Genomic DNA, 14,937 nt, shown 5'->3' with positions numbered 1-14,937 from the left:
GCCCACCAGGAATTGAAACCAGCGGAGTTAATTGCCTTTATTTATTTCTTGGGACATATTATACAGCCTGTTTCAGTTCTTCCCGAATTAATCATTCAATTTCAACAAGCACTAGGATCGTATAGACGTACGGGGGAGATTCTGTCTTTACCTGAAGAGGAAATCATTCCCGCAGAGATACCTAAGGATTATTTAGCGAAAGATTTTTGTTTACAATTCAACCAAATCTCCTTTACATATGATGAACAAAAACCTCCCGTGTTACATAATTTAGATTTTGAGCTAAAAACGGGCAGGCATATCGCGATTGTTGGACCAAGCGGAGGCGGAAAATCAACGATTGTGAAACTGCTTTGCGGCCTTTATGTTCCAAATACGGGACATTTCCGGGTCAAAGGCGATCATTCTTATTCACAAAATTGGGATGTCGCTTCGCTACGATCCTTTATTGCGTATGTCCCACAGGATGTCTTTTTGTTTTCTAAGACGATTGCGGAGAATATTGCCTTTGGAAAAGAAGATGCAACCCTTGGAGAAATTGTAGAAGCAGCTAAACTAGCGAATGCACATGAATTTATTTCGGGATTGTCTCAGGGTTATCAAACTGTTGTGGGTGAGGGAGGTTTCCAATTATCTGGTGGTCAAAAACAACGGATAGCCATTGCACGCGCCTTTATAAAGAATGCGCCCTTTATTATCATGGACGAGCCTACTTCGGCTTTGGATGCTCAGTCAGAGCTTTTGTTCCAAGAAGGACTTAAAAAGCTTTTAGAAAATAAGACCGTTGTGATGGTGGCACATCGTTTTTCTTCCATTCGACATTGTGATGAAATTTGGGTGTTGGATCGTGGAAATATTGTAGAACGGGGAACCCATCGAGAATTAATGAAGGCAAACGGATTGTATCGAAAGCTCTACGATCCACAGGTTCAGGATCACTATCTCATACAGCCTAGCCTTTCAGTGAAGTAAATAGGAGGAATACAATGGGATTACACGGAATTCAAAAGGCCTATTTAGAATGGAAGGATATGCTGATATTTCTAAAATCACGACGGCGAGCTTATCTATTCGCTTTACTGGCCGACTGCACCATCATGGGGGCATTACCAGTAGCGATCAGCTTTGCGCTCAACGAACTAATTACGGCATCAGTAAATGGCAGCTTAGAGTCATTGGTTCGATCCTCCATCCTGATAAGTCTAACCTTTCTTTTTTTTAGCGCAGCAGTTCCTTTTATTCACTATAGTTTACAACGAATCATAAAAAAGACGATGGCCGATATTAGAGTAACGCTGTACGAACATCTTACCAAGCTGCCCGTTTCTTATTTTGAAGCTAATCATCCTGGTGAAATGGTGTCTCGTATCATAAACGATGCACACAACATGGAAGAAGCATATGGAGAAAGTATGCGCAATATTTTGCAAAATGTGATGACTTTGGTGATGGTAACTACCACAATGCTGATCATGGATTGGAGATTCTCTCTCATATTTATCGTGCTAGGAATTGGCATCACGTTTGTAAATATTAGGTTTGTACAGCCGTTGAGGGAGACAAATGACCGACTTCAAGCTAAATTGGGAGAAATAACAGCAAAGATAGCCGGGTTTATAGAAGGATTGCCTATTATTAAAACCTTTTCTGCCGGGAAAAAGGTTAGAGAGGATCTGGCTGATACAAATAAGGAGCTAACACAAACCGCAAATAGCCAGGGTTTTAAGACAGGACTATTAGATGCTATCAATTTTTTGTTTAGTTTTGTGATGTTCGGCGGTATGTTAGTTGTTGGCATGTTTATCTATACCAAAAATGAATTAGGTGTCTTAGGACAACTAGTGCAGTTACAGACGACTATGGTGTTTATTTTCCTAGAGTTTGGCAGAATTATTGCTTCCCTGCAACATTCCTTATCGGGCTCAGCTAGAGTGTATGGTCTGTTGAATCACCCTGTTGAACAAATTGATCTGGTCATCTCTCGTGAAGAATCTGAAAAACAGTCCGATCATGTCAAAAGTTGCTCATCTACCGAGGCATTCTCGTTACAGGATGTTGTCCTACAACGCGGCATGAATCAGGTATTAAATCATGTTTCTCTTACAGTTGGGGTCGGTGAACTAACTGCGGTTGTCGGAACAAGTGGTTCTGGTAAAAGCACGTTAATAAAAGCGCTTTTAGGATTTTATCCCCCTGCGGAAGGAGATATTTATTACTTTGCTAAAAATGCAAAAGCTCACACGCTTGCACAGGTGAGGGAATTGATAGCCTACGTTCCTCAGGACCCGCACTTATTTGAAGGTACGATTGAAGAAAATATTAGATTCGGGAGACCAGATGCAAAAATGGAGGAGCTTGTTGAAGCAGCTAAGGCGGCATTTGCGCACGAGTTTATACTGGAGCTACCTGATGGATACAAAACACGAATTGGAGAGGACATGGCACGTTTATCAGGAGGACAACGCCAGCGAATTGCCATTGCCCGCGCTTTACTATCGAAAGCTCCCATTGTTTTATTTGATGAGCCTACGTCTGCTCTAGATTCACATTCAGAAACATGTGTGCGGGAAGCGATTCGTGCATTAAAAGGTCAACGTACGGTGATGATCGTAACACATCAGAGACAAACAGCAGAAATGGCAGATGTCATTTTTGTGATGGAACAGGGGGCTATTGTGGATCATGGATCACCTAATGAAATAAAAGCGAAAGAAGGCCCGTACCAACGTTTATTTGCAGAGGAAAACAATTCTAACGAAGCTATCATGATCCACTAATACAGTGCGAGCATGTTTATGATTTGCTATATTTTTTCATCTGGGGATTCATAGAGATATAAATTGAAGTTCATAAAATTTACAAAAAAACAGATGGAAGAATAATACTGATATGTTATAATAAGTTTCAAGTGTTTATTTGTTCTTAAAATATATTTTTATGAAATATGCGATTTATGGCTATACAATAGCTTCAAGATTTTCGCTCAAAAAATATGTTATACATAAAGAGAGGAGCCCAATTATGGTAGCATACTACCGTTTCAATTATCCTTGAACAAAGAGGTGATGGTGCATATGTATTAACTTTATCAATAAACAAAAAACCTTTCACATCTTGATGATTCCTCTTCATAACTTACGATTTTTTCCTCAAGCCTTTCCTACATCCCTAGACATAACTTCCGTAATAGAGATTACGTTAATTTTTGCTAACATACAGTCAAACCCTGCAGCATGTCGATAGCATCTACATAGTAAGCAATCATAGTATTTTTTATAAGAAACTATAATGTCTAACAAGAGGTGCAGCAATATGAATAAGGATTTGATTCAATTATTTTCGTTGACTCAGCCTCAACAAAGGATTTGGTACTCTGAATTGCTTTATCCAAATACGGGTGTGTCGTTGATTTCATCGATCGTTAAGCTGAAAGGCAATATTAACCTAAGTGCCCTGCAACAAGCTCTAAATATGATTATTGGGCTGCATGATTCCCTCCGGATTAAATTAACTTCTCAAAATGGATTTCCTCAGCAATATGTGGAGGAGCATAGTGATGAAGAGTTTGAATGTTTAGATTTTTCTGGTGTTGACGGGGAAGCTCAAGCATTGAAGTGGCTGGATGAACATAATCGTACACCTTTTGAACTTTTCCATTCGGAGTTGTATAAATTCACCATCTGCAAGATTAGTGATCAAGAATACTGGTATAACCTCAAAATTCATCATATTGTTTGCGACGGAATCTCTGCAAAAATGTTCATGAATCAAGTGAACAAATGCTATTCTCAGATTGCAAACGGTGAGCCTTTAGAAATAGCTGCAAATCATGCTTACTTCGACTTTATACAAACGGAGCAGGACTATGAGAAATCAGACCGTTATCAAAAGGATAAAACGTATTGGGTTGATAAATTCAGCACTTTACCTGAAGTGATTGGGTTTAAATCCTATAATCCGGTTACCCTGAGCACTGCTGGTAAACGAAAAGATATAATCCTTGAAGATAGTTTGTATCACAGTTTGTCCGATTTTTGCAAACAAACAAATAACAGTATGCTCACAGTCTTTGTGACTGCGTTGTACATCTACATGCATAAAAAGACAGCGCAGAATGATGTTTCTATTGGTACATTCTATGCAAATAGAACAACCAAAAAGGAAAAAGAAATGGTAGGAATGTTCGTTAGTACAGTGCCAACACGAGTATTTGTAGATCCTGACATGGACCTACTAGCGCTTCTACAGGCCGTATCTAAAGAGCAGATTTCGATCCTACGCCATCAAAGGTTCCCATATAATCAAATGATGCAAGACTTGCGGGAAACGCATCAGTATAAGGATCTTCAACGTCTCTTTGGCGTATCTGTACAGTACCGGGCGATGGATTACCTGCAGTATGAAAATGTGAAAGTCGAAGTTGTTGAGAATTTTTGTGGGGACGTTATCAATGACTTTGAAATGAACGTAATCGAATTAGATAATGAAAAGATTAATCTTCAACTAAACTATCGAGCACAGTTGTTTACAGATGAAGAGATGGAACAACTAGTTCAACAGTTCTTTATCATTGTTGAAACAATCATTCATCGTCCTACTTCAAAAATTGCAGATATATCCCTGCTTCGGGAAGAAGAGAAGAATAATATTTTATCAGTATTTAATAACACCCAAGCGGATTATCCACGTAATAAACTGATTCATCAGTTGTTTGAAGAACAAGTGGCCCGTACACCGGATCAAGTGGCTGTTATATTTGAAGGAGAACAACTCTCTTATCAGGAATTAAACGAAACCTCCAATCAATTAGCACATTTTTTAAGAGAGAAAGGCGTTACTACTGATAGTGTTGTTTCGATTATGGCAGAGCATTCCCGGGAATTGGTCGTAGCAATCCTTGGTATTTTAAAATCAGGAGCTACCTATCTACCAATTGATCCTGATTATCCAGAAGATCGAATTCAGTATTTGCTAGAGGATAGTCAAAGCACTCTTTTGCTAACGCAGCAAAAGTATGTAGACAAATTGGATCATAACATAGAAACTTTATTCCTAGATAATCAAGAGTTGTATCAGGGAAGCAGGGCTAATCTTGAACATGTAAACAGCATGGATGACTTAGCGTATATCATTTATACCTCAGGCTCGACTGGAAATCCGAAGGGAGCTATGATCACTCATCAGGGGCTTGTTAATTATATTTGGTGGGCTAAAAAAGTGTATGTACAAGACGAGACCATTCATTTCCCGCTTTATTCGTCCATTTCGTTTGATTTGACCGTTACATCTATATACACTCCTCTCATTTCTGGTAATACGATCTATATTTATAGAGGAGAAGATAAGGTACAAGTCATTCAAGACATCCTTGCAGATAATAAAGTTGGAATTATTAAACTAACACCTACCCATCTAAAGATAATCGAAGAATTTGATGGCACGACTAGTAGTATTAGAAGATTTATCGTGGGTGGAGAGAACCTGCATATACAGCTAGCTAGCAAAATCCATCGTAATTTTGGTGGGAATGTCCAAATTATGAATGAATATGGGCCTACTGAGACAGTAGTAGGCTGCATGCTTTATACATTTGATCCGAATCATACCACTCAGGATTCTGTACCAATTGGTGTACCAGCTGATAATGTTAGAGTCTATTTATTAGATGCAGCCTTGCAGCCAGTGCCAGTTGGTTTTATTGGAGAAATGTACATTGCCGGAGATGGGGTTGCTAGAGGCTATTTAAATCGCCCTGAATTGACCGCGGAAAAATTTATAGAAAATCCCTTTAGGCCTGGAGAAAGAATGTACCGAACTGGGGACCTTGCAAAATGGTTGTCAGATGGAAATATGGAATATGTAGGCCGGATTGATGATCAAGTTAAAATTCGCGGTTACCGTATTGAGCTTGGGGAAGTCGAAGTACAGCTATCGAAAATGGAAGCGATTCAAGAAGCAGTGGTAGTTGCAAGAGAAGATGCAAACGGCCAGAAGTACATGTGCGCCTATTACGTGGCCAACGAGCAGTTGACTGTAAGTGAACTAAGAGCTGAGCTTTCACAAGAGCTGCCAACCTATATGGTTCCATCCTATTTTGTACAATTGGATAAAATGCCTCTATCACCAAACGGCAAGATTGATCGTAAAAAGCTACCAGCACCAGAGGGAAGTATTCAAACGGGTGTAGAGTATGTAGCACCTCGTACTGCTATGGAACAGACATTGGTATCCATTTGGCAGGCTGTTCTAGGAGCTAAGAAAATTAGTGTATTAGATAATTTCTTTGACCTGGGAGGAGACTCGATCAAGTCTATTCAGATCTCTTCCAGGATGCTTCAGGCAGGCTATAAGCTGGAAATGAAAGATTTGTTCGCCTATCCAACCATTGCACAATTAAGTCAACATATTCAGCTGGTTACGAAGGTTGCTGATCAGAGTGAGGTAGTAGGGGATACCTTATTGACCCCGATTCAGCACTGGTTCTTTGAGCAAAAACTGGTTGAACAACACCATTATAACCAAGCTTTCATGCTTTTCATGGAAAGAGGGTTTGATGAAACACTGCTTCGTATGGTCATGGAAAAGATCGCCATTCATCATGACGCGTTACGAATGGTTGTTCGTGAAACAGAAAATGGTTATCAAACGTGGCATCGAGGAGTAGAGGAGGGCGAGCTGTATAGTCTTGAAGTAATAGATTTGAGAAGTGAAACAGACTGCGCCCGAATCATTGAGACTAAAGTAAATGAAATTCAAGGCAGTATTTCTCTGACTGAAGGTCCATTTCTGAAAATTGGACTGTTCCAGTGTCAAGAAGGAGATCATCTGCTGATTGCTATTCACCATTTGGCGGTTGATGGAGTTTCGTGGCGAATTTTATTCGAAGATATCGCGAGCGGTTATGAACAAGCACTTCGAGGGGAAACCATCAGCTTCCCGCAAAAGACAGATTCGTTCCAAAAGTGGGCAGAGCAACTCTCTGATTATGCTAATAGTGATGAATTGCAGCGTGAAAAAGCCTACTGGAAGCAAATCGAACAAGTTACAAATATAGATTTGCCAAAGGACCTTATTCAAGAACAGTCAGTCATTGCGGATACTGAAATTGTAGAAATTCAATGGACTGAGCAAGAAACAGAACAATTATTGAAACAATCAAATCGCGCTTACAACACGGAAGTTAACGACTTATTGCTTACTGCGTTAGGAATGGCTTTACACGATTGGACGGGCAAAAATCAATTTTTGGTGAATGTAGAGGGTCATGGTCGCGAATCGATTCATCAAGATATCGATGTCACTCGGACGGTGGGCTGGTTTACAAGCTTGTACCCTGTCATGCTCCAAATGGATGCGGATCAGGAAATCTCTCGCCGGATTAAGCAGGTCAAAGAAATGCTGCGTCAAATTCCGCATAAGGGTTTAGGATACGGTATTTTACGATACTTGGATAAATCCGAGAAGCAGGACATAAGCAAATTGGATCCTGAAATCAGTTTTAACTACTTGGGGCAATTTGATCAGGACTTACAGCATAATGATCTTCAGCTTTCCCATTATTCAAGTGGAGCATTTGTGAGTCCGCAGGCGAAGAGAAAATATACTCTTGACTTGAATGCAATTATCACCAATGGATCGTTGAGGCTTACGATTAGTTACAGCAGTAAAGAATATCATACCGAAACTATGCAGCAGCTAGCAAAATACTTACAAGACAGCCTACAACAGGTCATTGCGCATTGCGTGACAAAAGAACAGGTAGAATTAACACCAAGTGACCTATTATTAAAAGACTTGACAGTTGAAGAGCTTGAGCGATTAGTAGAACAGACAGCGCATATTGGTGAAATTGAGAATGTTTATTATTTAACACCAATGCAGAAGGGGATGTACTTCCACAACCTGATGGATTCATATTCAGGGGCGTATTTTGAGCAATTAACGTTTACTATAAAGGGCAGCTTTGATGTCATCACTTTTGGGAAGAGTCTAGATACCTTCACCCAAAGACATGCGACGTTAAGAACCAATTTTTATAATGGTTTAAAAGATGACCCTATTCAGGTTGTATTCCGCCAGAAAAATAGTGAGCTATATTATGAAGATTTGCGAGAAATGAACGAAGCTGTATATGAGGATTATCTGAGTAGCTTTACCAAAAAGGATAAAAGCAGAGGGTTTGATTTAGCAGAAGATTCTTTGATGCGGGTATCAATTTTACGTTTGACAGAAGATACCTACCATTTTGTTTGGAGTTTCCATCATATCGTGATGGATGGCTGGTGCCTGCCAATTATGACCAAAGAGGTGTTCGAAGGCTATTTTGCTAGTCTACAAAATAGACAACCTAAATGGGAAGCTGTAACGCCATATAGCCAGTACATCGATTGGTTAGAGCATCAAAATGAGGAAGAGAAAACGAAATACTGGAGTGAGTATTTGGCAGGATACGAGGGTCAAACCATCTTGCCCAAAGAAAAACAACCAAATAAAGAAGGCTATTCTGCTAAGAAAGTGATCAACGTTCTTGATAAGACGCTTGTAGAGCGAATGAATCAAGTAGCTAAACAGCATCAGGTAACAATTAATACGTTCATGCAGACTGCATGGGGGCTTTTATTGCAGAAATACAATGGTAATCACGATGTTGTTTTTGGCAGTGTCGTTTCAGGAAGAACAGCTGATATATCAGGAATTGAAGGTGTAATTGGTTTATTTATTAACACCATTCCGGTGCGGATTCGTTGCGAGGGAACAGATACGTTACGTGAAGTATTGCGAAAGGTACAAGGACAAGCTCTGCAATCGCATGCGTACGATACGCATCCGCTCTATGAAATTCAAGGGCTGACGGAACAAAAACAAGATTTAATTAACCATATTATGATATTCGAAAACTATCCGATCGATCATGAGATGGAGCAGTTGGGGATTGGAAAACAAGCCAACTTCACGATTGCAGATGTAAAAGTAACAGAACAAACAAACTATGATTTCAACATAGCTGTCATGCCGGGCGAAGAGATGAAGCTTTTGCTGGATTATAATGCACATGTATTTGATGAAGCTGGCATTAAGCGAATTGCGATGCAGTTTGTTCATATGCTGGAGCAGATTATTGAAAATCCAGATGCCCGTATAAATGAATTGGAAGCTGTAACACCTATTGAGAAGGAGCAAATTCTCAATGTGTTCAATGATACGCAGGCTGACTATCCGAGTGAGCAGACGGTTTACCAGTTATTTGAAGAACACGTAGCGAAAAACCCTGATAAAGTGGCAGTTGTTTATGAAGAAAAACCATTAACTTATCGTGAATTGAATGCGAAAGCAAATCAACTGGCACGAACCCTGCGAGCAGAGGGAGTTCAGAAAAACGAACTAGTCGGTATCATGGTAGAACGTTCGTTAGAAATGATAATAGGTATCTTTGGGATATTAAAAGCTGGAGGCGCCTACGTTCCTATTGATCCAGAATATCCAGAAGAGCGGATTCGTTATATGCTGGAGGATTCCGGGGCTAAGCTGTTGCTCACCCAGAGCCATTTACAGCAGCAAATTACCTTCAATGGAACATTCCTAACGCTAGATGATGAGAGAGTGTACAGCGCAGACGATACCAATGTTGAATCAATTACTGGACCAAATGATTTGGCGTATGTCATTTACACATCTGGAACTACCGGTAAACCAAAGGGTGTTATGGTAGAGCATCATGGGCTGTGCAATTTAAAAACGTATTTTGAATACCATTTGGGACTTAGCGCGGATGATCGAATCGTGCAGTTTGCCAGCATGTCTTTTGATGCAGCGTGCGCAGAATTTTTCAAAGCATTTATTTGTGGCGGAACCCTATATATACCTTCTACCTCCGTCATTATGAATTATCGTTTGTTCGAGGACTATATTACTACCAATCAAATTACTGTCGCGGCATTGCCTCCTACTTATGCAATATATCTGGAGCCAAGCAATATGCCTAGTTTAAAGACACTGATCACTGCTGGGTCTGCTTCTTCTGTTGAATTAGTGCAGAAATGGAAAGATCACGTGTCGTATTTCAATGCCTACGGTCCGACTGAGGATACGATTTGCTCCTCCGTATGGTCTTATGATCGCGAGTCAATGTCAGAAAAGATTGTGCCTATCGGTCGACCTCTTAAGAACCATCGCATCTACATTGTTGATGCAGAAGGTCATTTGCTACCTATCGGTGTTGCAGGCGAACTATGCATAGCTGGCGTCGGGCTAGCGCGGGGTTATCTGAATCGACCAGAGCTTACTGAAGAAAAATTTGTGAACAGCCGTTTTAGCGCAGGGGAACGAATGTACAAAACGGGCGATCTGGCTAGATGGATGTCAGATGGTACCATTGAATATTTGGGTCGAATTGATCATCAGGTAAAAATCCGTGGGTACCGTATTGAGCTGGGTGAGGTTGAAGCGCAGCTACTGAAGGTAGATACGGTTCAAGAAGCTATTGTCATCGCAAGAGATGACGAGGCAGGGCAAAAGCATTTATGTGCCTATTTTGTTGCTGAAAGCGTGCTGAGTATGGCCAAGCTTAGAAGCGAATTATCTCATGAATTACCTACGTATATGATACCGAGCTACTTTGTGCAATTAGAGCAAATGCCACTTACCTCAAATGGAAAAATTGATCGCAAAGCGCTACCTGCACCGGAAGGAAACGTAGACACTGGGGTTGAGTATATAGCCCCACGCAATGAAGTCGAACAACTGTTGGCATCGATTTGGAAAACGATCTTAGGCAGTCAGCAAGTCGGCATCTTGGATAATTTCTTTGATCTGGGTGGAGACTCTATCAAAGCAATCCAGGTTTCTTCTCGCCTACTTCAATCCGGATATAAGCTGGAAATGAAGGATTTGTTTAAATATCCAACTGTAGAGATGTTAAGTCCTCGTCTCCAACTGATTAGCAAAATGGCGGATCAAGGGGAAGTAGTAGGTCAAGTAGAACTTACACCAATACAGCGGTGGTTCTTTGAGCAGATGCCAGTTGAACCGCATCATTTCAACCAAGCCTACATGTTATACCGTAAGCAAGGCTTTACAGAGTCTGCGCTTCGCGAGGTGATGCAAAAGCTGGTCTCTCATCATGATGCCTTACGAATGGTATTTAAAGAGACGGATAGTGGATTCGAAGCACGAAACCGTGGAGTGGATGAAGGGGATTTATATACCCTAGAAGTGATTGATCTCAAAGGAAACCCGGATTGCTCCAAGGCGATTGAAAAGAAAGCAAACGAAATTCAAAGTAGTATCAATATAGATGAGGGTCCGCTTCTGAAACTTGGTTTGTTCCATTGCTCAGATGGAGACCATTTATTAATGGTTATTCATCACTTGGTAGTAGACGGAATTTCATGGCGTATTTTATTTGAAGATCTTGCTACAGGCTATGAACAAGCAATGAATGAGGCAGCCATTCAATTACCGCAAAAAACAGATTCATTCCAAACATGGGCCGAACAGTTATCACTTTATGCGAATAGTGCGGCTATGGAGAACGAACAAAAGTATTGGCAGCGACTAGAGCAAATGGAGATGCAATTACTTCCTAAGGATTATGTACAAGTCAAGAAGCTGGTACGCGATAGTGAAGTGATTACCGTTCAATGGACTGAACAGGAAACGGAACAATTGCTAAAGCAAGCAAATCGCGCCTATGGAACAGAAGTAAATGATCTGCTGCTCACTGCACTTGGTATGACAATCCATGCATGGACAGGTATGGAGCAAATCTTCGTAAATCTTGAAGGGCATGGTAGAGAGGACATCGTTGAGGATATTGATATCACTCGTACCGTAGGGTGGTTTACAAGTCAGTATCCAGTAGTGGTAGAGGTACAAGCGGAAAAGAATCTGTCTCATCAAATTAAAGCGGTAAAGGAAGGCTTGCGTCAGATTCCTAACAAAGGAATTGGATATGGCATCTTAAGGTATTTATCAGCACTGCAAGGTAAACCAATATTCAAGCTAGAGCCCGAGATTAGCTTTAATTACCTGGGGCAGTTTGATCAGGACTATCAAAATAATGAGATGCAATTATCACCGTATTCTGTTGGAGATGTTGTAAGTGAACAGCTGGAAATGAAAACCGCGTTAAATATAAACGGCATGATTTCTAATGGACGCTTGGAGATGACCATCAGATACAGTAAGAAAGAATACAAGAAAGAAACAATGGAAGAAGTAGCTAAGCTCTTGCAGTCTTCCCTACAGAATGTGATTACACATTGCGTGGCGAGAGAAAGCACAGAGCTTACTCCAAGTGATGTTTTATTAGCTGGTCTAAGCATTGAAGAGCTTGATCAGTTAGTGGAACTAATGAGAGAAACAGGTGAAATCGAGAACGTATATGAATTAACACCGATGCAGAAGGGTATGTATTTCCACAGCTTGATGAATCCTCATTCAGGTGCATACTTTGAGCAAACATCCTTTGATTTGACAGGAAGCTTTGATCTCACCGCGTTTGCTAAAAGCTTAGATGCATGGGTACAACGGCATGAGGCACTGCGAACAAATTTTTACAATGGCTTTAAAGATCAGCCTATACAAGTGGTGTATCGTCATAAAAATGGTGAACTTTATTACGAAGACCTACGCGAAATGGATGCGGCAACCCGTAATTCCTATATTGCCAATTATAAGAGAGAAGACAAGGCAAAAGGATTTGATTTAGCTAAGGATTCCTTGATTCGTGTATCCGTTCTTCGTATGGAGGATGAAAAGTACCGTCTTATTTGGAGTTTCCACCATATAGTGATGGACGGCTGGTGCGTATCTATCATGGTCAAGGAAGTATTTGGTGGATACAACGCAATTCGGGAAAATAGACAACCTGAATATGCTGCCCTAACACCGTATAGCCATTATATTGAATGGCTGGGACGCCAAGATCAGGAGAGTGCAGCCAGTTACTGGAGCGAGTATTTAGCTGGCTATGAACAACAAACCCTACTGATTCATGATAGAAAGCAGGGTAAGGAAGACAAAGCTTATGCGGCAACCAAATTACACTTCACATTTAGTAAAGAACTTACGAAGAGATTGGATCAAGCAGCTAAGCAGAATCAAGTAACAATCAATACGCTGATGCAGACTGCATGGGGAATTATGCTCCAGAAATACAATAATCACCGTGATGCCGTCTTTGGCAGTGTGGTTTCTGGAAGACCGGCTGACATTCCTGGGGTCGAAAACATTCTTGGTCTGTTTATTAATACAATCCCGGTCCGTATTCGTTGTGAAGCAGAGGAAACGGCTGCACAGGTAATGAGAAGAATTCAGGAGCAAGCATTGGCATCGAATGTGTATGATACCTATCCACTCTATGATATACAGGCGCTCACAGAACAAAAACAGGATTTAATCAATCACATTATGGTGTTTGAGAATTATCCAATGGAACAGCAGATTGAGCAATTGGGAAGCACTGGACAATCCAAATTTGCAATTGGAAATATTGAGACAGTGGAACAGACGAACTATGACCTTAACCTGATCATCATGCCTGGGGAAGAGCTGGGGATTTGCTACGGCTATAATACCTTGGTATATGATCAAACCAGCATTGAACAAATCCAGGGCCATTTTGTCCATATCGTAGAGCAAATTACGTCTAACCCACAATTGCGTGTGAACGAATTAGAACTGGTTACTGCGGCAGAAAAAGAACAAATTTTAACAGTGTTCAATGATACGAAAGAGATTTATCCGCAGGACATCATGCTTCATCAATTGTTTGAACGTCAGGCAAAACGTACACCAGACCAAATAGCGATTGTTTGCGAGCATGAGAAGCTTACCTATCGTGAACTAAATGCACGAGCTAATCAATTAGCAAGAACATTGCGTAAGCAGGGGATAAAAGCCAATCAATTAGTTGGTATCATGGCTGAACGCTCGCTAGAAATGATTGTCGGTGTGTTAGGCATCTTAAAAGCTGGCGGGGCCTATGTCCCAATTGATCCTGAGTATCCTGAGGAGCGCATCAGCTACATGCTTGAGGATGCGAAAGCCGCCTTACTCCTGACACAGGGTCATCTACAGGAGAGAGTATCATTTACAGGTAAAATCCTATTGTTAGACGAGGAAACATCCTACCAGACACTAGCTTCTAATCTTAAAGCGATACATGGACCACAAGATTTGGCTTATGTTATCTATACGTCTGGAACAACAGGTAAGCCTAAGGGTGTTATGGTAGAGCATGCAAGCATTGTCAACACAATACTTTGGAAGGCGAACGCTTATCAGTTTTCACCAGAAGATCGTGTGCTAATGGTAACTCCATTTGTATTCGATCCATTCCTTACCCATTTATTTGGACCGCTGGCATCCGGTTCAACCGTATATGTATTGCGTGACGAAGAAAGTAAGGACCCGGAAGCGATCAAAAAAGCAATTACTCAACACCATATGACACATTTCCAGAGCTCGCCTAGCTTTTTATGGGCAATTGTCGAAACAATGAATCCTCAAGATTTACAGTCAGTAAAAAACATTGTAGTTGGTGGAGAGAAGATTGTTGCCTCCCTTGTAAAAAAAGTGGCGGAATTGAATCCAAGCATTGAAATTTGCAACGAATATGGTCCTACTGAAAGCAGTGTAGTTACTACATCGCTATCCATAACGCAGCCAGAACAGGAGCTATCAATTGGCCGACCAATTGCAAACAAACAGGTGTATATCCTAGATCAGCACAATCAGCTTCAGCCAGTAGGCGTAGCTGGAGAACTGTGCATTGCAGGTACAGGATTGGCTAGAGGTTATTTGCATCTTCCACAGCTTTCAACAGAGAAGTTCGTGGACAATCCATTTACTCCAGAAGAGAAGATGTATAAGACTGGGGACTTGGCGAGATGGTTACCAGATGGAAATATTGAATATTTAGGGCGTATCGACCAT

General features: G+C 40.9%; 3 protein-coding genes (1 of these 3 only partly in view). All 3 read left to right on the top strand.

Annotated elements, in window-relative coordinates; all coding sequences use genetic code 11:
* The coding region (locus AYJ08_RS07350; RefSeq protein ID WP_157452835.1) for an ABC transporter ATP-binding protein at positions 1–972 on the top strand (972 nt) is incomplete at its 5' end.
* A 14-nt stretch (positions 973–986) separates the two neighbouring features.
* Positions 987–2,777, top strand: coding sequence for an ABC transporter ATP-binding protein (locus tag AYJ08_RS07345; RefSeq protein WP_064017181.1), 1,791 nt, complete (start codon positions 987–989; stop codon positions 2,775–2,777).
* Positions 2,778–3,312: 535 nt separating this feature from the next.
* Positions 3,313–14,937 carry the start of a non-ribosomal peptide synthase/polyketide synthase gene (locus AYJ08_RS07340; RefSeq protein WP_064017180.1) on the top strand. 24,909 nt of this gene lie beyond the right edge of the window, so the window shows 11,625 of its 36,534 coding nt (coding positions 1–11,625); the start codon lies at positions 3,313–3,315; its stop codon lies off the right edge, out of view.

The sequence above is a fragment of the Brevibacillus sp. SKDU10 genome, assembly GCF_001645205.1.
Taxonomy (GTDB): domain Bacteria; phylum Bacillota; class Bacilli; order Brevibacillales; family Brevibacillaceae; genus Brevibacillus_B; species Brevibacillus_B halotolerans.
The sequence above is the reverse complement of the archived record's forward strand: the minus strand, read 5'-3'. Positions and strand labels throughout refer to the sequence as shown.